The organism is uncultured Gemmiger sp. (assembly GCA_944388105.1).
Lineage (GTDB): Bacteria > Bacillota > Clostridia > Oscillospirales > Ruminococcaceae > Gemmiger.
This window is the reverse complement of record CALXHN010000006.1, coordinates 11835-31731: the sequence shown is the minus strand read 5'-3', so window position 1 is coordinate 31731 and position 19897 is coordinate 11835. Positions and strand designations below refer to the sequence as shown.

Genomic DNA, 19897 nt, shown 5'->3' with positions numbered 1-19897 from the left:
AGTTTCTCTGCCGCAAGGAAAACCCCGCTTATACTATATAACGATTCATGTATCGAAGATGTTACAGCCCAAGGGATTTTTTGTGTGTTTTTTTCGTTTTATGACAATATTTGCACGTTTTTCTTTTGTTTTGCCTTCTTTACAGGCCCATGGTATAATGGGGAAAAACGCGGCCCGGGGCCGTGCAGGGAGGTTTTGCCATGCAGCAGGTAAGGATGGTTCTGATCGGGTTTGGCGGCATGGGGCGCAAGTACGCCGCCATGCTGCGGGACAAGGAAGTGGAGGGCATGGTGCTCGCCGGCGTATGCTGCCGCAACGCCCCCGGGCAGCAGCTTCTGCGGGAGGAATACCCGGGGGTGGCCATCTACCGGGATGTGGAGGACCCCCTGGCCCACGCCGGGGATTTTGATGCCGCCCTCATCGTGACGCCCCACACCAGCCATGTGCAGATCGCACGCCGGATGGTGGCGGCCGGCAAGCACATCCTGCTGGACAAGCCCGCCGGCGTATACGCCCGGGATGTGCGGGCGCTGGTGGACCAGGCCCGCACGGCGGGGGTCAGCTTCGGGATGATGTTCAACACCCGGGCCAACGCGGCTTTCGGCAAGGCGCGGGAGCTGCTGCAGGCCGGCGCCGTGGGGACCCCCGTGCGGGCGGTCTGGGTGTGCAACACCTGGTTCCGCACCCCGGCGTACCACCAGTCTTCGCCCTGGCGCAGCAGCTGGCTGGGAGAGCGCGGCGGTCTGCTGATCAACCAGAGCCAGCATTATCTGGATATCTGGCAGTGGCTGCTGGGGGCACCGGACGGGGTGTACGCCGACCTGTCCTTCGGGCGGTATGCGCCCATCACGGTGGATGACGCGGTGGACATGCAGCTGTACTATGACAGCGGCCTGCACGGCACCTATATCAGTTCCACCGGGGAAAATCCGGGGGTGAACCGGCTGGAGATCTGGGGAGAAAAGGGACGGCTGTGCGTGGAGGACACCGCCCGCCTCTTCCTGGATGAAAATGAGATGACCACCACTGAATACGCCGCCGTCAACCGGGAGATATACGGGAAACTGGCCCATCACAGCCGGGAGATCCCGGTACAGGCCAACCCGGAAGTATACCAGACGATCCTGCAGAATTTCTGTGACCATCTGCGCAGGGGCGTCCCCCTGATCGCCGACGGGGAGGATGGCCTGCGGACGGTGGAACTGACCAACGCGGCCTATGTTTCGGCCTGGCAGGAGCGCAAGGTCCGTCTGCCGGTGGACCCTGCCGTATATGAGGAACTGCTGCAGAAGCGGATGGAGGAAGAGCAGGGCCTTGTGCAGGGCTGAACAGTCCGGCCCGCCCAAAGAAAAAGCGCCGTCCCGGTGATGCCGGGGCGGCGCTGCTTTTTTATGGGAACTTATTCGGCGTCGGCTTCCTTGGCCACAAAGACCAGGGCGGCACAGCCCGGTCCGATGTGGGTGCCGATGGCAGCACCCAGGCGGGCCACACGGCCGCCGGACAGGTGCAGGTTCTCGTGCATATAGCGATGGATGGGAGCGGTGATGGTCTTCTGGTCGGAATAAAGCAGCACATAGCCGTAGCGCGCATCCACCCCGCCCAGCTTGTCGATCTGCTTGAACAGGGCCACCATGGCGCCGGGACGGCCCCGGGCGGTATCGGCCAGCTTGATCTCGCCGTCAATGACCGACAGCACCGGCTTGATGCCCAGTGCGCCGCCCACCAGGGCCACGGCAGCGGGCAGACGGCCGCCCTTGTGCAGGTGTTTCAGGCTGTCCACGATGCCCAGGATGCGGATGCGGCCCTTGAGTTCCTCCAGGGCATCGGCGATCTCATCCAGGGTCTTGCCCTCCTCCCGCAGGCGCAGGGCCTCCCGGATGAGGATGGCTTCGCCCTGAGACGCGGTGCGGGAATCCACAAAGCGGACGTTCTCGAACTCGCAGGTTTCGGCGGCCAGACGGGCGCACTGGTAGGTGCCGGACAGATTGGAGGAGATGAGCACCGCCAGTACCTCATCCCCCGCGGCGGCGGCCTCCTCAAAGAACTGGATGAAGGTGTCCGGGGAAGGCTGGCTGGTGCGGGGCAGCTTGGCCTCCGCACTCAGGCGGGCGTAATATTCGTCGCCGGTCATGTCCACCCCGTCCAGGATGGTTTCACCGTCGGCAAAGAGCACGTGCAGGGGTACAATGGTCACCCCGGGACGGTTGGCGTCGGCGGGGGTCAGGTCAGCGGCGGAGTCGGTCAGGATGCGGATCATAACAGCAAGCCTCATTTCTCGGCGCAACCGTGCAGACTGCAAAAGGTCCACCGTTTGTTTCTTTTTATTGTAGCATATTTTTGCGGGATGTCAAAAATTAAACCGCTGTGCAAAGTTTTTTCCGGGGATTCAGTCGTGCCAGGTCAGCACCGCAAACAGGTTCACCGCGCTGGAGCACAGGATCATGATTCCCACCAGCCGCATGACCATGGCGGCGGAGGCCCCCGGCGCAAACAGGGCATACAGGCCCAGCAGCACGCAGACGATGCCCACAGCCAGGGGTACCCACCAGGCCCGGTCCCCCCAGGCACGGCGGGCCATGGCGGCCTGGATGTTGCTCATGCCGGTGACCAGCAGAAAGACACAGACGATGGTGCCCACCAGGCTGACCAGCATGCCGGGGCTGAGGATGAAGAAAAAGCCGATGACCGCCGCGCCCACACTGATGGGCAGCAGCGGGCTGGAGATGAAGGTGGCGCGCTGGAAGGCCAGGGCATTGACGATGCCGCAGATGCCGGCCAGCAGGACCAGCCAGCCGATAAAGCTGCACAGAGCGGCGGTGGCGTTCCAGGGACGGGCCACCAGGAAAAGACCCAGCACCACCCCGGCCACAGGCATGACCAGACGGTCCCATTGCAGATGTTTCATGGCAGATTGCCTCCTTTGTTTTCCCGGCAGAGGCCGGGATTGTTTCCGGTCCGGCAGGATCAGGAATCGCTGTCCCGGCGGCGCAGGCGGGGTGCCGCACCGGGGGCGGGGTCCACATCCAGCCCCAGCAGGTCGGCGGCCTCGGTGGGTTCCAGCTGCTGCACCGATTCCAGCTTGCGGGTGATGGCCCGGCTGCGGGTGCCGATGAGTTCTTCCAGATCGCTGCCGGTCTGGTTCAGGTGCCGCTGCATGGCCTGCAGACCGGTACCGAACTTTTCAAATTCAGTCTTGACCGCTGCCAGCACCTGCCATACCTCGCCGGAGCGTTTCTGGATGGCCAGGGTGCGGAATCCCATCTGCAGGGCGTTGAGCAGGGCCGCCATGGTGGAGGGGCCCGCCACGCTGATCTGGAATTCCCGCTGCAAGTTCTCGGTCATGCCGGAGGAGACCACCTCCGCATACAGCCCCTCAAAGGGCAGGAAGAGGACGCCGAAAGCGGTGGTGTAGGGCACCTCGATGTACTTGTCGTGGATGTCCTTGGCTTCCTGGCGCAGCACCGTGTCCAGCTGCCTGCGGGCAGCGGCCACGGCAGCGGCATCCCCGGAATCCCGGGCCTGCACCAGCTTGGCGTAGCTGTCCCCGGGGAACTTGGCGTCGATGGGCATCCAGACGGTGCCCCCCTGCCCCGGCAGCTTCACCGCGAATTCCACCCGGTTGGCGCTGCCCGGGACGGTGGCCACATTTTCCGCATACTGACCGGGCGCCAAAATCTCCTGCAGGATGGCCCCCAGCTGCACTTCGCCCAGCATGCCCCGGGTCTTGACGCCGGAGAGCACCCGTTTCAGGCCGCCCACATCGGCGGCCAGGGTCTGCATCTCGCCCAGGCCTTTGTACACCTGTTCCAGCTGGGCGCTGACGGTGCGGAAGGATTCGGAGATCCGCTTCTGCAGGGTGTCCTGCAGCTTCTCGTCCACCGTGCCCCGGATCTCATCCAGCTTGCGGTTGTTGTCCGCCCGGATGGTGTTCAGCCCCTGGACCAGGGCCCCCCGCATGCCGTCCAGACGGGCGGCGTTGGAGTCTTCCAGGCCTTTGAGCCGGTTTTCCAGCAGGGCCAGCTGGGCGGCGGTGGCGTCGCCGGCGGCTTTCTGGCGGGCAGCCCCCGCCTTGTCGATGGCTTCCAGCCGTGCGGTGGCAGCGGCACTGCTCTGGCGCTGGCTTTCGGCCAGAATGGTGCCCAGATCCCGCACCGATGCCTGGGTGGAGCGGGCGGTCTCGGCCTGGGTGGCGCGCAGCTGGTCGGCCAGCAGGTCGGTCTCGGATTCGATGACCTTTTGCAGGGTACGGGCCAGCTGCCCGTCATCCCCCTCCTCCCGGCTGCGGCGCAGGGTCAGCACCAGTACGGCGGCCAGCAGGACGTCCCCCACCAGGGCCAGCACCAGCAGCAGATAAATCAGCGGTTCCATATGTGTTCTATCTCCTCTTGTTTGATGGGTTCAGTATACCACAGGGAGCCGCCCGTTACAACCATTTGTTGTTCTCTCACAAAAAAATCAGCGCAGCCCCAGCCAGAAAATCACCGCAAAGCCCATGGCGATGAACAGGGCGCCCAGCAGCTCCGCTTCCAGGCTGCGGCGCTCCACCACTTCGGGGGTGGCGGGGTTGTACCAGATCTCCACCACCGTACCCACGCTGTTGGGGCGGTCAGCCCAGAAGGAGTCGTTGGTGGGGGCCACATGGCGGATGCCGTCGGGGGAGGTGAACTCCACCACATAGCAGTATCCCCCGCCCCGTTTGCGGCGGGAGGAGCCCACCCGGCGGCATTCCAGCACCCGGGCGGGCAGGCACATACCGCCGCGGACCACCCGGTATTTTTCCCACAGGCAGGCAGCGCCCAGCACGATGAACACCGCACCCAGCACACAGTACACAAAATTCAGGATCGTCATGGCAGGCACCTCCGGGTCAGGTCAGGGAAAAGCTGCCTTCCAGCGCCAGATACTGGTCGAACAGCAGGCGGCTCACGCGTGCGCCGTACAAAAAGGCGGGATGGTCGTTCACTTCCAGCTTGTTGGCAAAATCCTTGCACATGAGCACCACCACATAGTCGCCGTAGGGGGTGTGGACCAGGCCGCCGTCGTTGCGGCAGGCATCCATGCTGCCGCTCTTGCTGGCGGTGTAGATCAGGTCCGGATCGGCACCGGATTCCTCGGCGTCGGTGTAGTAGGGGGGCAGGTTGCCGGTGAGCATGGCGTTGTAGTGCTGCTGGCGCAGGATGGCGCGCATGGCCGCACTGGCAGCGGGGCTGACCAGCTCGCCCCTGGCCAGCAGGGCAAAGAAACGGCCCATGTCCCGGGGGGTGATGGTGCCCAGGGGCTCGCCCCAGTTGTCCGAGGCCAGACGGCGGTGGAGGGTGGTGGCCCCACAGCCGATGGAACGGATGAAGGCGTTGATGGTGTCCAGACCCAGGTAGTCGATGAGCATGTTGGTGGCGATGTTGTCGCTGCAGATGATCATGAGGGTGGCCACATCGCCGGCCCGCAGCTTGGCCCCGGGGCCTAAGGAGCGGATCATGCCGGAGCCGTCCACAAAGTGCCGGTCCTCATAGGTCAGCACCTCGTCCAGGCTGGCCTTGCCCTGCTCCGCCCGGTCATACAGGCAGCCCAGCACAAAGATCTTGATGGTGGAGGCGGATTCAAAGGGTTCGTCGGCGCCGCGCTCCACCACATGGCCGCGCAGGTCGTCGGCGTAGACGCACATGGTGGCATCCAGGCCGCAGAGTTCGGCGTCGATGCGTTTTTCCAGAGTGAGGGATGGATAAGGCATGGGGATTCTCCTTTATATAAGGCTCAGAGGTTTTCGGCAAAGAAACGGGCGGCGTTGTTCCAGAAGATCTTTTCCACCTGGGTCTCGGTGAGGCCCGCCCTGCACAGGCCTTCGGCCAGACGGGGCATGTCCTGGGCGCCGGCGATCTCCAATTCGCCGCCGATGCCGTCGAAATCACTGCCCAGGGCCAGACAGTCCTCCCCCGCCAGGTTCATGATGTATTTTGCGTGGCGGGCCATGTCGGTGACCCGGCTTTTCAGATTATGGCGTTCCGGGCTGTCGTCCAGGAAGGCCGGACAGAAGTTCAGCCCGATGAGGCAGCCCTTCTCTCCCATGGCTTTCAGCAGGTCGTCGGGCAGGTTGCGCACATGGGGGCAGCAGGCCCGGGCGTTGGAGTGGCTGGCCACGAAAGGCCGGGTGCTGTGCTGCAGCACGTCCCGGATGCCCGCGTCGGACAGATGGGCCACGTCCACCAGCATGTGGAGCTGCTCCATCTCCTGCACGAATTCCACGCCCCGGTCGGTCAGGCCGCCGGTGGTGTTGGGGGCCACCGGCCAGGTGTCCTCGTTGTAATCAGGGCCCACGTTGGGTTCGGCCAGCTCGTTCTTGTGGTTCCAGGTCAGGGTCATCATCCGCACGCCCAGGCGGTAGAAGTCCCGCAGGATGGCCGGGTCCCCGTGGCAGGTGCCGCCCTCCTCCACCGTGAGCATGGCGCCGATGCGGTTTTCTTTGGCCAGATTTTTCACGTCCTCCCCGGTGCGCACCCAGACCAGATCATCGGGGTACTGGGCCAGCAGGGTGTGGAAGATGTCCATCTCCTGCAGGGCGGTGTGCATGGGGTCTTCGGGAGCGCCCAGATCCACAAAGCAGGCAAAGCACTGCAGGCCGTAGCCGGACTGTTTCAGCCGCTGCAGGTCGATCATCAGGTCGTTGTGGGCAAAGCTCTTGGGGGCGCCGCTGAGCTGGGCATGGCGCAGTTCGGACAGGGTATCGCAGTGCAGGTCCCAGACTTTCACGGCTTACACCTCCTCAAACCCGGGCACACCGGTAATGCCGATGCCCGGGGTCTCGTTCATGACAATGCGGGCGCCCTCGTACACCGGACCGCCGGTGTAGGGGTCCACGCTGCACAGGCTGGGGCCGTCCAGGTCCACGCAGCTGATGACCGACCGGGCCGCCGCCAGATGGGCCGCCGCCGACACCGCCAGCTTGCTTTCCAGCATGCAGCCCATCATGCACTGCACGCCGTAGATCTCCGCCGCGGCACAGATCTTCTGGGCCTGCCAGATGCCGCCGGTCTTCATCAGCTTGATGTTGATCATGTCGGCAGCATGGCGCTGGAGCACGTTCAGGGCATCCGCCGGGGAGAAGACGCACTCATCCGCCAGGATGGGGGTGGCTACCCGGTTGGTGATGTATTCCAGGCCGTCGATGTCATGGGCAGGCACCGGCTGTTCCACCAGTTCCGGGTTGACCCCGGCATCCTCCAGGGCGGTGATGATCCGCACCGCCTGCTTGGCGGTCCAGCCCTGGTTGGCGTCCACCCGCAGGGCCACACCGGGGCCCACGGCCTCCCGGATGGCTTTGAGCCGGGGGATGTCGGCCAGACCTTCCTTGCCTACCTTGACCTTGAGCACACGGAAGCCCTCGGCCACCGCAGACTTGGCATCCGCCACCATTTCCGGCACCGGATTCACCGAGATGGTCAGGTCAGTTTCCAGGGTGTTGCGGGCACCGCCCAGCACTTTATACAAAGGCTTGCCGCAGCTTTTGGCAAAAAGGTCATAGATGGCCATGTCCACAGCGGCCTTGGCGCTGGTGTTGTGCACCATGCAGCGTTCCAGCCTGGTCATGACCGTGTCCAGGTCTTCCACCTCCATGCCGGTCAGGGCCGGGGCGATGAACTCCTCCACGGCGGTGTGCAGGGACCCCAGGGTCTCGCCGGTGATGACGGCGGTGGGCGGCGCTTCGCCGTAGCCCACAGCGCCGGTGTCGGTCTCGACCCGGACCAGGAGATCGTGCACGCTGTCCACCGTGCGCAGGGCCGTCTTGAAGGGGGTGCGCAGGGGGATCTGACATTCGGTGGTGGTGATGTTGGTGATTTTCATAAAGATGCACCTGCTTTTTATGGTAAAATGACGGGCCGGAATCAGCCCAACAGATCGGCAAATTCGGAGAGGGCATGGCAGACGGTGCCGTCGTATCCCACCATGGGCACGGCGGCGGCCAGGGCGTTGAGCACCGATTCCTCGGCGGCTTCGGCGGCGGCCAGGAAGAGGGGATCCAGCTTGTCCTCATTGAAAACGGCACGGGTGGCGATCTCGGCGGCATCCCCCCGGTGGATATCGTGGGCGGTGGTGAAGCCGATGGTGATATCCCCGCTGCCGTGGCCCCAGTAGCTGCCCACCCGGGCCAGACCGGCGGCACACCGGCGGCAGACCCGGCCCAGCTGACGGCTGGACAGGGGCAGGTCGGTGGCCAGGACCAGAATGCAGCTGCCCTTGTCTTCCGGGCGGGGTTCGCCCTGGATGCGGCGGCGGATCTCCGCCCCCACATGGCGGCCCAGGATGTTCAGCTCCGAAAGTTGGCCGTGGTTGCACAGGGCCAGCACCCCGATGCAGAAATCCCGTCCGGCCACCTTGACCATCCGGCTGGCGGACCCGATGCCGCCCTTGAGTTCGTGGCAGATCATGCCGGTGCCGGCCCCCACACAGCCCTGCGCAAAGTCCGGGGAGGCGGTCTCGATGGCGTGGAACACCTCCCGCCGGCCGATGACCCGGTCGGTGATGTCGCTGAGGGTGCCGTCGTTGCACTCCCCCACCACCGGGTTGAAACTGCGCAGCTTGCCGCCTGTTTCGGCACAGGCATCGGCGGTGTACTGCACCAGGGCGTCGTACACCAGCCCCACGTTCAGGGTGTTGGTCAGGGCGATGGGGCTTTCCAGCTGGCCCAGTTCCTGGATCTGGACCAGGCCGGCGGTCTTGCCGAAGCCGTTGATCACATGGGCGGCGGCGGTGCAGCGGTGGTTGTATATGTCCTGCCGGGGCAGAATGACGGTGACACCGGTGTGATGGCTGCCGGCATCGACGGTGGTATGGCCCACCCGCACCCCGGGCACATCGGTGATGGCGTTGCGGGGTCCGGCAGGCAGATGCCCGGGTACCAGACCGTAATCGCGGATGGTGGGCATGGATGCACTTCCTTTCCAAAAAGGGATATGATACAATGTAAAAAGGAAAAAATCACAAGTCCCGGCCCCGCCGGGCGGGGAGGAACCCATGACCGAAATCTTGCTGAACGTGCCTCAGGTATTGCAGAACCCGGAACTGCCCAACGGGTGTGAGATCACCAGCTGCTGCGAAGTGCTGCGCTATCTGGGCTTTGAGGCGGACAAGTGCGACCTGGCCGACCACTACCTGCCCCGCAGTGAGCGCTGGTACGGCGCCGACCCGGACGAGGTGTACATGGGGGACCCACACAAGGATGACGGCACCCCCGAGGAGGGCTATTACTGCTTTGCAGGGCCCATTGTGGAAGCAGCCAACACCTATCTGGCCCGCCACGGCGGCGGGTACACCGCCCACGACCTGACCGGGGCGGAGGAAGCCGACCTGGTGGCGCAGCTGCAGAAGGGGCGGCCGGTGATCTTCTGGGCATCGCTGCATTTTGATGACATCGGCTTTGCGGATGTGGCCCCCTATCCCCTGCCCAAAGGCGGCGTGCACCGGGTATTCCACACCCTGCACTGCATGGTGCTGTGCGGGGCCACCGACACCCATTTCACGGTAGCGGACCCCCTGGATTTCAATCGCACCGTGCCCCGGGACCGCTTTATGCGGGTATACCGCCAGCTGGGTTCCCGGGCCGTGGTCTTTGTCCGCCAGGGCGAAGCGCTGTAAGACCGGAAACACGATATAATAATACCCCGCCCGCCGTAAAACTGCAAGGTTTTTGCGGCGGGCGGGGTATTGTTGTCAGAGAGGGATCACAGGGGCAGGAACTGCAGCACAATGCCGCAGACCGAACCGCCGGCCCACAGCAGGCCGGTCATGAACAGGTTCTGCTTCCAGCTGGGGTTGACCCGCCAGAGCACAGCCAGACCGATGCCCGCTCCGGCGCACAGGCCTGCGAACAGGCTGCCGAAGCTGATGGCCCCCTGGGCGTACAGCTGGGCCAGCAGCACGCTGGCCGCGCAGTTGGGCACCAGACCCACCAGGGCGGCGGCCATGGGCTGGAAGATGCCCATGCCGGTGAGGAAGGCGGTGATGGTGTCCTCCCCGATGAGTTCAAAGGCGAAGCCGATCAGGAAGCTGAACAGCAGGATGAAGAGGAAGATCTCCACCGTATGGCGCAGGGCGGCCAGTAAAACGCCGCTGTGTTCCTCGTGCTCCTCGTGGCAGTCGATCTCGTCGGCATGGCCGGCGTAGCCGCCGTACAGGCCGGCGGGCAGGATCTTGCGCAGGGGAACATCCAGCAGGAAACCGCCCGCCACGCCGGCCACCACCTTGCCGATGAGCAGCAGGGGCAGGGTGCCCCACAGGCTGGGCTCGGCGGCCAGCAGGGGCACGGCCTCGTCACTGGTGGCCACAAAGACGGCCAGCAAGGCGCCGGGGGTGATGACCCGGCTGGCGTACAGGTTGGCCGCCAGCGCGGAGAACCCGCACTGGGGCACGCAGCCCAGCACAGCGCCCGGTACAAAGCCCCAGCGGCCGCCGCCGGCCAGGGCGTTTTCGATGCGTTCGCCGTGGTGGCGTTCCAGCCATTCGATGAGCAGATACGCCAGGAACAGGAAGGGCAGCATTTTGAGGCTGTCCTCAAAAGCATGTTCGATGGTGTGCAGAATGATGTGTTCCATGTGATTTCCTTTATGGTTGCGGGGTAAAATGCGGAAAGAGTGGAAAACGGCGGTGAACGTGGCCGCCGTGACGGCATGAGAAGTCCCGGCATACCGGGCACAAAAAGCCAGGGGCGTGTTCAGCGTCCCTGGTCAGGAGAAGCGGGTTCAGTCCTCGGCCTCAAACCGGCGCAGCAGCCGCACCGCCGCCCGGACCTTGTCCGCCGGGATGCGGGTGCGGAAGCGCTCCATACTGCGGGAGGAAAAGGGCACCGTGTCGGTGAAGGCGTCGAACCCCAGGAAATATTGCAGATAGGGGCTTTCCCGGATCAGGGCCACCGTCTCCCGGTCGGACACGCCGCAGGCGGCCCGGACGATCAGGCAGCCGTAGGCCACCCGGGCGGGGACGGCCACCTTGCCCACATGGCCGAAATGACCGCTGTATTCTTTTTCAAAAGCATCCCAGTCGATGGCATCGGCCAGACGCACCCAGCGGTTGCGCTCGGCCAGTTCCCCATGATAGGGCGGCAGATAATCATAAATGCTCATCTGCTGTTCGCTTGTGCGGTACAAAGACCACGCCCCCTTTGATTTAGTAACGTTGCAGCATCGGGAAAATCAGAGCCAGCACGGCCCAGGCTGCCTGGTACAGGACCAGTGCGGGCAGCGGCAGGGCCGCAATGCCCCCCGCCAGCACCATGATCACCGCCAGCACGCAGGACAGCAGCACCGACATGGACAGGATGGTGGCGGCTTTGCGCTCGCCTTCGGCGGCGCCGGCAGCGGCTTCCAGGCCGCCCACATAACTCACGAAGCTGCCCAGATGCAGCATGTTGCCTTCGCTTTCGGGCAGCCATGCAATGGCCGGTTCCAGAGCCTTGCGCGCCGTGCCGTCCAGCACCCGCACCGTGCCGGTGGGCAGGGTGTAGGCGGCTTCCAGCAGGGCTTCATCACAGTTGAAGTCGTCACAGTCCACGATCAGGGACATGCCGCTGCGGCGCAGGCCGTCCAGCACGGCGGCGGTATCCCGTTCCGCCTGGTAGACCACCTGGAACATGCTGTACAGTTTGCCGGACACGGCCAGATAAATGACCCGGCGCTGGTTGACGGTATGGCGCTGCTCATATTCCAGGCTGGGCACCGCCACATCGAATTTTTCCATCAGACGGCGGTTGCCGGCCAGCACACGTTCGCCCTTGATCCAGCCCACATACCCCATGCCATAGATGGTCTCGAAGTCGTCCACCTTGTCCAGCAGCTTGCGGTTGTCCCCGATCATACCCAGGAAAACGTCCCGCAGGGTGGGAGCGCCCTGGGCCATCATGGAGGCCGCATAGATAATGGCCAGATCGATGGTCTCCTTATTCACCGGCTTGATGCCGCAGAGCTTGACGCAGCCCCGGGGGAATAGATCCTGGGTGGAGACCTGGATCACATTGATGCGGCCCAGCTGGCGGATATCCCGCCAGCCGGGGATGACCGCGCCCACCTGGGCGGCGCTGCGCTGCATCAGCCGCGCGGGCAGGGCGCTGAGCAGCGTACCTGCCAGGGGTGCCCCCAGGCAGAGCACCGCGGCCATGGCGGTGAAGGCCAGACCGGCGTCCTTGCGGTAGAGCAGCGTAAACAGCAGGGCCGCCACAGCCACGCCGGCCACCAGACGGCCCAGCTGCTGCTGGTTCTTGTCGGATGTGCGGTGGGAACTGCTGGAGGAGAGGAAATCCTTCAGCAGCAGGGTGGGACGGCTGACCAGCACGCTGGGACGGGGCTGGTCCAGCCCACGGGTGACGGCCCGCAGGATCCCGGTGTCTTTCAGGCGGTAGGCCACCGCGTGGTCCACCTTGGCGCTGACCAGCTGGAAATTTTCCCGGGTAGTGAGGGCGTCCAGCCGCTTGCCGATGGCATTGAAGCAGAGCACCAGCGCCGCGGGTCCGGCCAGCAGGCAGAGTTTTTCGGGATTATACCATTCCGGTTGGATGAGGAACGCCGCCAGCTGCACCACCGCGCCGAAAGCCGCCAGCGCGGACAGGGTATCGGCAGTTGGGCCCTTGAACAGCCCCTTGAGTCCATCCAGCATGGTATGCCAGTTCAGCGCGCAGCAGAACAGCAGCAGTACCAGCAGGGTGGCCAGCAGCGGCGTGGCCCCGGTCAGGGGGTCCAGCGGCGCGGGCATGGGCAGACCGCCCCCTGCCGCAACGCCCAGGTAGAGCATCACCACCGCGGCAATGCCCGACACGATGGCGGCGACGGTCAGCAGCAGGATCTGGTTGTTCAGATCCCGGCGCACCGCCGGCGCATCTTCCACATGTTCGTATTCCCGATGGCGGGAAGGTGCGGCCGCTTCCTCCTCAAAAGGAGCTTCGCCTTTTTCCCCGTCGCCGGTTTCATCATCCGGCTTGCCGGTCAGGCGGATGCCCGCCTTGGTACGGTGGGCGGTGGGCTCGTCGATCTCGGAGGTGTCGGTGAGGATGCCGGCGGCCTGGGCAAAGCGGTCTTCCGGCTCGGCCTCCTGGTCCTCGTCGTTGATGGACTGCTCAATGCCCTTCACAAAGGCACCGGTGTCCGGACGGGGGCGGGGCTGGGCGTCCAGCTGGGCCATGAAGTCCGCCGTGTCGGGGCTGACTTCGTGGGTGCCCGCGTGGGCCAGATCCGCCTCGAAGGCAGAGGTATCCTCCTCTGTACGGCCGGCCGCGATATCGGCCAGACGCACCTCTCCGGTCATGGAGACGGCATCATCCCGGGAGATCTCCTCAAAGGTATCTTCCCGGGCGGGCTGTTCCGTCCGTCCGGCCGGCGGGGTGGGAGTGTCCTGCCGGGGCTGGGTGCGCTGCCCGGAAGGCAGGTCCGCCCGGTCCGCCCCGCCGCGGGCCGGAGTGACCGGCGCGGAAGGCTGGGGCCGCGGCGTCTGTCGGGCGACCCGGGAGGCCAGTTTGGCCGCGGATTCCGAGGCCGCTTCCAGGTCTTTGAGGAAGTCCTTGGTATCCTCCGCTTCTTCCTCCTGGGTCAGGGAAACATTGAAGGATGCGGTGCCGGATGTAACGTCGGCGGTGGAGGTCATGACCGGCTCCCCCACCGGTTCCCCGCGGGATTTCTCCCCCGGGTCGGGTTCGGGGCTGCGGGCCAGCTTCTGGCCCGGGGTGAACTCGATGGTATTGCGCTTCTTGCGGTAGATGGTCCCTGTGGCACCGGAGGCGGTATTGCCCCGCAGCACGTCCCGGATATTGTTGAAGGTGATGCTCACCGTGTTGCCGCCCAGCCCCCCATGGCGGGTCCCGCCGGGGATGCCGCCGGTGTGCTGGGAGTGGTAAACGGTCTTTTTGTCCGCCGGCGGCTCGGGCTGCGGCTCCGGCTCCGGTTCGGGCTGCGGTTCCGGGGCGGGGGTCTCCGCCTCCGGCATGACGGCTTCCCCGTCATCAAAGGCGTCGGCGTCCTCCGCGTAAGTCTGTTCCGGCTGCGGTTCCGGCTGGACATAGGTATCCTCTTCCGGTTCCGGCTCGGGTTCTTCCCGGCGGCCGCCCAGGGAGATATTGATGGGCACAAACTGCCCGGAATCCTCCGCACGGCCCAGGCCGAACAGGCCCCGCTTGCGATGGGTGGAAGGGTCTTTCAGTTTGCCGTCCGCACCGGGGACAACCGCAGCCGTCTTTCCGAAGAACTGCTGGAACTGTTCCTTGCCCTCATTCAGGGCATGGGTGTTGGCATGGTCGGCGCCCGGGGCCATCTTGAGAAGGAAATTCTTGATGACGCTGGTGCTGGTGGTATCGGTGACCGTGCCGGTCCTACCCCGGCCGGTCCCTGCAGCGGGTTTCGGCTCCGGGTCCGGGTTGGCGGGCACCGTCCGCGCAGGCTGCTCGGTGCGGCCGGCGGGGCTTGTGCGGTCCCGGCCGGCATCCGGCTGCCCGGAAGGCTGTTCCGGCTGGGGTGCCGGCGCCGTGCGGGCCGGCTGCTCCGGCTGCGGCACGGTGCGGACCGGCTGTTCAGGCTGCGGCGCCGTGCGGGCCGACGGCTGCCGGCGCGCGGGGGCTGCGGGACGGACGGGCTGCTGGGCGGGCGCCGTGGACACCGGCTTGGACGGCGCGGTGCGCGGGGATTTTTTCTTCAGCAGTTTCATGCTGGGCAGGTCCCCCAGCAGGTCATCCAGCACCGTGGTGGAAAAACGGTCTTCCGCCACACCGCCGCTGATCTCCACCTGGGGCAGATCCTCCGCACCGATGGGGCCCAGCGAATCCTGGGAAGACCCGGGCGCAGCGGTATCGATGCCCACGCTTTTCAGGATTTCATCGACCTTTCTTTCATTGACACTGTCCCGCACACCATCCCTGGCCTGCTGATGGCTCAGTTCCTGCAGAATCTGTTCCACCGAATCGTTGGTGCGTTTGCTTGGCATATCCTTCTCCCCTTTTTCCCTGCCCGCAGCGCGGGCGGCGGCACCGGCGTCCGGTGCTCAGCGCCCGCGGCGGCACTGCATAATGTGATACAAAAGGATTCCGGCGGCTACCGAAACGTTGTAGCTGTCCACGCCGCAGTCCCCTGCGGCCATATCCAATGTGACGACACCGTCACACAATTTTCGAGTCAGCGCCGAAGGACCGCTGCCTTCGCTGCCCATGACCAGGGCCACCGATCCGGTAAGGTCGGTGCGGGTGGGGGATTCGCCCCCCAGATCGGCGCAGTAGACAAAAACGCCCCGCTCCTTCAGGGTGCGGATGGCCTGGGCCAGATTGGGCACCCGGGCCACCGGAATGCGGGCGGCTGCCCCGGCACTGGCCTTCATCACCGTACCGGTCACGCCCACCCCGCCGCGGCGGGGAATGACCACCCCGTGGGCCCCGCACAGCAGGGCCGAGCGCAGGATGGCGCCCAGGTTGTGGGGATCCTCAATGCCGTCGCACAGGACCAGGAAGGGCGGTTCGCCCTTGGCGGCTGCGGCATCCAGAAGGTCTTCCAGCTCCGCATACTGGATGCGGGCGGCCCAGGCCGCGATGCCCTGATGATCGGGGGTGCCGCAGAGCTTCTGCAGCTTGCCCGAGGGCACCCGCTTGATGACGGCCCCCGCCTGTTTTCCCAAGGCGGTGAAATAGGACACGGTCCGCGGGTCCAGGCTGTCCGCCAGCAGCAGGGTATCCACCCCGGTGCCGGCGCGCAGCAGTTCGGTGACGGGATTTTTGCCCCAGACGAGGGTGTCGGGGGTATCGGACGGGTTGACCCGGCTGTCCGGGCGTTCCGGTTTGTTCATTCTGGTTCCTCCGGCGGGGCGGCATGGCCGCCCCCGTGAAATTCTGTGCCGCCGGTCCCCGGACCAGACGACAATTATACGGATTATAGTATACCACAAACCGGAAGCCTTTGTCACCTGCAAACCCGCGTCAAAAGTGCAGATTTTTTGCTTTTTCGCCAGGGAGGTTTTGCGCTGCGCCGCGCTTTATACAAACCGTAATTCCACAATGGCCGGAGTTCATTGTTGAAAACCCTGTTGAAAGTGTGGAAAACCCGCCCACCATGCGATTTTTCCACCAAATGGAAGGATGTTTTCCACAGCCTGTTGAAAATTTTTCCACATAACAGTTCGGATAAACCCTCGTGTCAAGTTGGCAAAGTTCTGATTTTCCTGCCAAAACCCTCCGAAATTCCCACAAAATGCCCAAGGATTTCCAGGCTCCGGGTTTTCCACATCCATCGGGGTGAAAAGTTCATCCCGGCCCCTGCATGCCCGCACAACCCCGGAGCACCGCCCTTTTTTCCCGCCGCGCCGCCGCGTCCGCACACCGGGAACGGCTGCCCGCCGCCCATGGTCAAATCATCTGAAATCATCTGTACATCGTCAAAACAGTCCTGTCTGGAAGAAGCAAAATATTTTTGTTGCTTTTTTGTCAATGTCAGGCTATAATGAAGCTATACCCTGGTGACGCGCGGGGCGCACGGCCCCACGCGGATTTTTCCTGCAACGGAAACAGAAGAACATTGGGAGGTATCTTCACTATGCTGGTAAACGCAACCAATATGCTGCTGAAAGCACGCGATGGCCATTACGCCGTCGGTCAGTTCAACATCAACAACCTGGAATGGACCAAGAGCATCCTGCTGACCGCGCAGGAGATGAACAGCCCCGTCATCCTCGGTGTTTCCGAGGGCGCCGGCAAGTATATGACCGGTTTCAAGACCGTGGCCGCCATGGTCCGCGCCATGGATGAGAGCCTGGGCATCACCGTTCCCGTGGCCCTGCATCTGGACCACGGCACCTACGAGGGCGCCAAGGCCTGCGTGGCCGCCGGCTTCACCTCCATCATGTTCGACGGCAGCCATTATCCCATCGATGAGAACGTTGCCAAGACCACCGAGCTGGTGGCTCTGGCCCATGACCACGGCCTGTCCATCGAGGCTGAGGTCGGCTCCATCGGCGGCGAGGAAGACGGCGTCATCGGCGCCGGCGAAGTGGCCGATCCCGCTGAGTGCGCCAAGATCGCTGCCCTGGGCATCGACTTCCTGGCTGCCGGCATCGGCAACATCCACGGCAAGTATCCCGCCAACTGGAAGGGCCTGGACTTTGAGGCTCTGGGCAAGATCCATCAGGCCACCGACAACATTCCTCTGGTCCTGCACGGCGGCACGGGCATCCCGGCCGACATGATCCGCAAGGCCATCACCCTGGGCGTTTCCAAGATCAACGTCAACACCGAATGCCAGCTGAGCTTCGCCGATGCCACCCGCAAGTACATCGAAGCGGGCAAGGATCTGCAGGGCAAGGGCTTTGACCCCCGCAAGCTGCTGGCTCCCGGCGCCGAGGCCATCAAGGCCACCGTGCGCGAGAAGATCGAGCTGTTCGGCTCTGCCAACAAGGCCTGATTTTTTCCTCTCCAGAAACAGCAGGCGGGTCCGTCCACAGCGGCGGACCCGCTTTTTGATGCAAAAAAACCGGAAGGTGGTACACCTTCCGGTTTTTGTTTTTTGGGGAAGAAAATCAGGCCGCGGCCTCGCCTTCCCGTCCGCGCATGCGCAGAAAATACAGGGGGATCTCAAACAGCAGCATGACGATCCAGCCGCCCGCGCAGGCAAAGGCGATGCCGTAAATCCCCATCCGGGGGGCCAGCAGCACGGTGAACACCACCCGCAGGGAGGTCTGGATCAGGGTACCGGCCAGGGTGATGCCCATCCGGCCCATGCCCCGGTAGTATCCCTGGAACCCGTTGGTAAAGGCGGGCAGGATGTAGAACACCGTCATGGCGGCCAGATACTGGCTGCCCAGGGCCGTGACCTGCTCCGCCCCTTCCCCTGACACGAACAGGGAGACAATGGGCGTACGGAAAAGGGCCGTGATACTGCCGATCAGAATCCAGTACCCGAACTCCATGAGCAGTCCGGCCCGGAACCCGGCCCGGATGCGGGCATACCGGCGGGCACCCCGGTTCTGGGCAATGAAGGTGGTGATCCCCTGGGCCACGCTCTGTTCCGGGATACAGGCAAAATCATCCATGCGGGTGACGGCGTTGTACGCGGCCATCACATCCACGCCCAGCAGGTTCACCTGGCCCTGGATCAGCACCTTGCCGATGGGCTGGCAGGCCTGCTGCAGGGCGGTGACGCTGCCATAGCGCATGGTCCGGCCCAACAGCGGGCGGTCGATCCGCCACTCTTCCCGCCGGGGACAGAGTTCCGGCAGACGCCGCACCAGGTACACCGCCGCCAGCAGGGCGCTGACCCCCTGGGCAAAGACAGTGGTGGCCGCCGAACAGGCAATGCCGAAATCCAGTGCCCCGATGAGGACCAGATCCAGCATCACATTGAGCACAGAAGAAAAAATCAGGAAGCGCAGGGGCGTTTTGGCATCCCCCACACTCTTGAGGCCGGCGGCCAGCGCGTTGTAGAAGCAGGTGAAGGGCGCCCCCACAAAGGTGATGCGCAGGTAGACCATCGTGATGGCAAAGATATCGTCGGGAACCGCCTGCCAGCGCAGGATCTGCGGGGTGAACAGGATGCCCAGCACCGCCACCGCCAGGGAAAAACATGCCCCGGCAAGAAGGGTGGTGGCCAGTTCCCTGCGCAGCTGTTCCCCGTCCCGGGCACCGAAGAATTCACTCATGAGCACCCCGGCGCCGATGGTCACCCCGGAAATGGCCAGGATCACCAGATTCATCACCGGGGCGGCAGCGCCTTCCGCCGCCAGGGCATCCTTGCCGATGAACTGTCCCACAATGATGGAATCCGCCGCGTTGTAGGCCAGCTGGAACCAGTTGCCCAACATCAAGGGCAGTGCATACTGCCACAGATGACGGTACGCACTGCCCCGGGTCATATCATTCATAAACAGACCCCCTGCCCCGTTTTATTGGCAACGGCGGGCGTCGCGGTCCGCTTCGGTCTCACGCTCAATGTAGATGGGGCGATGTTTGACTTCCAGGTAGGTCTTGGCCAGGTATTCGCCCACGATACCCAGGCAGAACAGCTGCACGCCGCTGCACAGCAGCATGATGCAGACCATGCTGGGCCAGCCGGAGGTGGGATCGCCGAAGACCAGCGCCCGCACTACCACAAAAATGATGCCCACAAAGGCCGCCAGACAGAAAATCACACCGGCGCCCGCCGCAATGACCAGCGGCGCGGTGGAGAAGCCCACGATCCCTTCGATGGAATACTTGAACAGGCCCCAGAAATTCCATTTGGTCTGGCCGGCCACACGCTCGATGTTCTCGTAATCAAACCACTTGGTCTTGAAGCCCACCCAGCTGAAGATGCCCTTGCTGAACCGGTTGTACTCCGCCATGGAGAGCACTGCATCCACCATCTTCCGGCTCATGAGCCGGTAATCCCGGGCACCGTCCACGATCTCGGTGTCGCTGAGGCGGTTGATGATCTGGTAGAACTTGCGGGCAAACCAGCTGCGCACCGGGGGTTCCCCCTTGCGGGTGGTACGGCGGGTGGCGGCGCAGTCAAAATCCCCGGTGAGCAGGGCGTCCAGCATCTGGGGCAGCAGGGCGGGCGGGTCCTGCAGGTCGGCGTCCAGGGTGGCCACATAGTCCCCTCTGGCCGCCTTCAGACCCGCATAAATGGCGGATTCCTTGCCGAAGTTGCGGCTGAAGGAGACATACCGCACCCGGGGGTCCCGGTCATGCAGTTCCCGGGCCACACGCAGGGTGCCGTCCCTGGACCCGTCATCCACAAAGATAAATTCAAAATCGGCGCCGTGGCTGGTTTTCATTTCGGCCGCCACGCGGGACGCCTCCTGATAGAACAGCGGCATGGCTTCCTCTTCATTGTAACTGGGCACAACGAGGGAGATCAGCATAGGGGTGAACCACCTTTCGAGCAGAAAACTTTCTTTTATTATACAGCAGTGTGCAGCG

Annotated in this window: 18 protein-coding genes; 3 read left to right on the top strand and 15 right to left on the bottom strand. The window is 64.1% G+C overall.

What is annotated here, in order from left to right:
- Positions 1–200 precede the first annotated feature (200 nt).
- A complete protein-coding gene (locus Q0K17_RS01480) occupies positions 201–1328 on the top strand; it encodes a Gfo/Idh/MocA family oxidoreductase (RefSeq protein WP_294539022.1) in 1128 nt (375 codons plus the stop codon).
- Positions 1329–1399: 71 nt separating this feature from the next.
- Here Q0K17_RS01480 and Q0K17_RS01475 read toward each other — a convergent pair whose 3' ends face one another.
- The 8 genes from Q0K17_RS01475 to Q0K17_RS01440 form a co-directional block, all read right to left on the bottom strand.
- On the bottom strand, positions 1400–2257 hold the full coding sequence (locus Q0K17_RS01475) for a DegV family protein (protein ID WP_294539021.1): 858 nt from the start codon (positions 2255–2257) through the stop codon (positions 1400–1402).
- Between the two features lie 129 nt (positions 2258–2386).
- Positions 2387–2905, bottom strand: coding sequence for a DUF308 domain-containing protein (locus tag Q0K17_RS01470; protein WP_294539019.1), 519 nt, complete (start codon positions 2903–2905; stop codon positions 2387–2389).
- A 59-nt stretch (positions 2906–2964) separates the two neighbouring features.
- Positions 2965–4368, bottom strand: coding sequence for a DNA recombination protein RmuC (rmuC, locus tag Q0K17_RS01465; protein WP_294539017.1), 1404 nt, complete (start codon positions 4366–4368; stop codon positions 2965–2967).
- 87 nt (positions 4369–4455) lie between these two features.
- Positions 4456–4851: a DUF3592 domain-containing protein gene (locus Q0K17_RS01460; protein ID WP_294539014.1), complete on the bottom strand. Its 396-nt coding sequence runs from the start codon at positions 4849–4851 to the stop codon at positions 4456–4458.
- A 16-nt stretch (positions 4852–4867) separates the two neighbouring features.
- Positions 4868–5728 carry a serine hydrolase gene (locus tag Q0K17_RS01455; protein ID WP_294539010.1) on the bottom strand — a complete coding sequence of 287 codons (861 nt, stop codon included), beginning with the start codon at positions 5726–5728 and terminating at the stop codon, positions 4868–4870.
- Between the two features lie 23 nt (positions 5729–5751).
- Positions 5752–6744 carry a dipeptidase gene (locus Q0K17_RS01450; RefSeq protein ID WP_294539007.1) on the bottom strand — a complete coding sequence of 331 codons (993 nt, stop codon included), beginning with the start codon at positions 6742–6744 and terminating at the stop codon, positions 5752–5754.
- Between the two features lie 3 nt (positions 6745–6747).
- On the bottom strand, positions 6748–7836 hold the full coding sequence (locus Q0K17_RS01445; RefSeq protein ID WP_294539004.1) for a dipeptide epimerase: 1089 nt from the start codon (positions 7834–7836) through the stop codon (positions 6748–6750).
- Positions 7837–7877: 41 nt separating this feature from the next.
- The gene (locus Q0K17_RS01440; RefSeq protein ID WP_294539001.1) at positions 7878–8918 is read right to left on the bottom strand and encodes a P1 family peptidase; all 1041 of its coding nucleotides are present in this window, start codon (positions 8916–8918) and stop codon (positions 7878–7880) included.
- Positions 8919–9006: 88 nt separating this feature from the next.
- Between Q0K17_RS01440 and Q0K17_RS01435 the strand changes: the two genes are divergently transcribed.
- Entirely contained in the window at positions 9007–9627 is a 621-nt protein-coding gene (locus Q0K17_RS01435; RefSeq protein WP_294538998.1) for a C39 family peptidase, read from the top strand.
- An 86-nt stretch (positions 9628–9713) separates the two neighbouring features.
- Here Q0K17_RS01435 and Q0K17_RS01430 read toward each other — a convergent pair whose 3' ends face one another.
- The 5 genes from Q0K17_RS01430 to Q0K17_RS01410 all read right to left on the bottom strand — a co-directional run bounded on the left by Q0K17_RS01430 (position 9714) and on the right by Q0K17_RS01410 (position 16236).
- Positions 9714–10583 (bottom strand): putative manganese transporter, encoded by an 870-nt coding sequence (locus Q0K17_RS01430; protein ID WP_294538995.1) that lies wholly within the window; start codon positions 10581–10583, stop codon positions 9714–9716.
- 147 nt (positions 10584–10730) lie between these two features.
- Positions 10731–11135: a transposase gene (locus Q0K17_RS01425; protein ID WP_294538992.1), complete on the bottom strand. Its 405-nt coding sequence runs from the start codon at positions 11133–11135 to the stop codon at positions 10731–10733.
- A 19-nt stretch (positions 11136–11154) separates the two neighbouring features.
- Positions 11155–14946: a hypothetical protein gene (locus Q0K17_RS01420; RefSeq protein WP_294538989.1), complete on the bottom strand. Its 3792-nt coding sequence runs from the start codon at positions 14944–14946 to the stop codon at positions 11155–11157.
- A gap of 57 nt (positions 14947–15003) precedes the next feature.
- Positions 15004–15795 carry a 23S rRNA (guanosine(2251)-2'-O)-methyltransferase RlmB gene (rlmB, locus tag Q0K17_RS01415; RefSeq protein WP_294538986.1) on the bottom strand — a complete coding sequence of 264 codons (792 nt, stop codon included), beginning with the start codon at positions 15793–15795 and terminating at the stop codon, positions 15004–15006.
- A 219-nt stretch (positions 15796–16014) separates the two neighbouring features.
- A complete protein-coding gene (locus tag Q0K17_RS01410) occupies positions 16015–16236 on the bottom strand; it encodes a hypothetical protein (protein WP_294538984.1) in 222 nt (73 codons plus the stop codon).
- A 302-nt stretch (positions 16237–16538) separates the two neighbouring features.
- Here Q0K17_RS01410 and fba point away from each other — a divergent pair, with 302 nt between their 5' ends.
- Positions 16539–17402, top strand: coding sequence for a class II fructose-1,6-bisphosphate aldolase (fba, locus tag Q0K17_RS01405; RefSeq protein WP_294538981.1), 864 nt, complete (start codon positions 16539–16541; stop codon positions 17400–17402).
- A gap of 115 nt (positions 17403–17517) precedes the next feature.
- Here fba and Q0K17_RS01400 read toward each other — a convergent pair whose 3' ends face one another.
- Both Q0K17_RS01400 and Q0K17_RS01395 read right to left on the bottom strand, forming a co-directional pair.
- Positions 17518–18858 (bottom strand): MATE family efflux transporter, encoded by a 1341-nt coding sequence (locus Q0K17_RS01400; protein ID WP_366776621.1) that lies wholly within the window; start codon positions 18856–18858, stop codon positions 17518–17520.
- Positions 18859–18879: 21 nt separating this feature from the next.
- Positions 18880–19839 (bottom strand): glycosyltransferase family 2 protein, encoded by a 960-nt coding sequence (locus Q0K17_RS01395; RefSeq protein WP_294538978.1) that lies wholly within the window; start codon positions 19837–19839, stop codon positions 18880–18882.
- Between the last annotated feature and the right edge of the window lie 58 nt (positions 19840–19897).

Excerpts from the sequence above, each read along its gene's own strand:
- rmuC (WP_294539017.1), bottom strand. The coding sequence starts at position 4,368 with ATGGAACCGCTGATTTATCTGCTGCTGGTGCTGGCCCTGGTGGGGGAC.
- Q0K17_RS01435 (WP_294538998.1), top strand. The coding sequence starts at position 9,007 with ATGACCGAAATCTTGCTGAACGTGCCTCAGGTATTGCAGAACCCGGAA.
- Q0K17_RS01430 (WP_294538995.1), bottom strand. The coding sequence starts at position 10,583 with ATGGAACACATCATTCTGCACACCATCGAACATGCTTTTGAGGACAGC.
- Q0K17_RS01395 (WP_294538978.1), bottom strand. The coding sequence starts at position 19,839 with ATGCTGATCTCCCTCGTTGTGCCCAGTTACAATGAAGAGGAAGCCATG.
- Q0K17_RS01470 (WP_294539019.1), bottom strand. The coding sequence starts at position 2,905 with ATGAAACATCTGCAATGGGACCGTCTGGTCATGCCTGTGGCCGGGGTG.
- fba (WP_294538981.1), top strand. The coding sequence starts at position 16,539 with ATGCTGGTAAACGCAACCAATATGCTGCTGAAAGCACGCGATGGCCAT.
- Q0K17_RS01460 (WP_294539014.1), bottom strand. The coding sequence starts at position 4,851 with ATGACGATCCTGAATTTTGTGTACTGTGTGCTGGGTGCGGTGTTCATC.
- Q0K17_RS01455 (WP_294539010.1), bottom strand. The coding sequence starts at position 5,728 with ATGCCTTATCCATCCCTCACTCTGGAAAAACGCATCGACGCCGAACTC.
- Q0K17_RS01410 (WP_294538984.1), bottom strand. The coding sequence starts at position 16,236 with ATGGATGTGGAAAACCCGGAGCCTGGAAATCCTTGGGCATTTTGTGGG.
- Q0K17_RS01440 (WP_294539001.1), bottom strand. The coding sequence starts at position 8,918 with ATGCCCACCATCCGCGATTACGGTCTGGTACCCGGGCATCTGCCTGCC.
- Q0K17_RS01400 (WP_366776621.1), bottom strand. The coding sequence starts at position 18,858 with ATGAATGATATGACCCGGGGCAGTGCGTACCGTCATCTGTGGCAGTAT.
- Q0K17_RS01480 (WP_294539022.1), top strand. The coding sequence starts at position 201 with ATGCAGCAGGTAAGGATGGTTCTGATCGGGTTTGGCGGCATGGGGCGC.
- Q0K17_RS01475 (WP_294539021.1), bottom strand. The coding sequence starts at position 2,257 with ATGATCCGCATCCTGACCGACTCCGCCGCTGACCTGACCCCCGCCGAC.
- Q0K17_RS01420 (WP_294538989.1), bottom strand. The coding sequence starts at position 14,946 with ATGCCAAGCAAACGCACCAACGATTCGGTGGAACAGATTCTGCAGGAA.
- Q0K17_RS01445 (WP_294539004.1), bottom strand. The coding sequence starts at position 7,836 with ATGAAAATCACCAACATCACCACCACCGAATGTCAGATCCCCCTGCGC.
- rlmB (WP_294538986.1), bottom strand. The coding sequence starts at position 15,795 with ATGAACAAACCGGAACGCCCGGACAGCCGGGTCAACCCGTCCGATACC.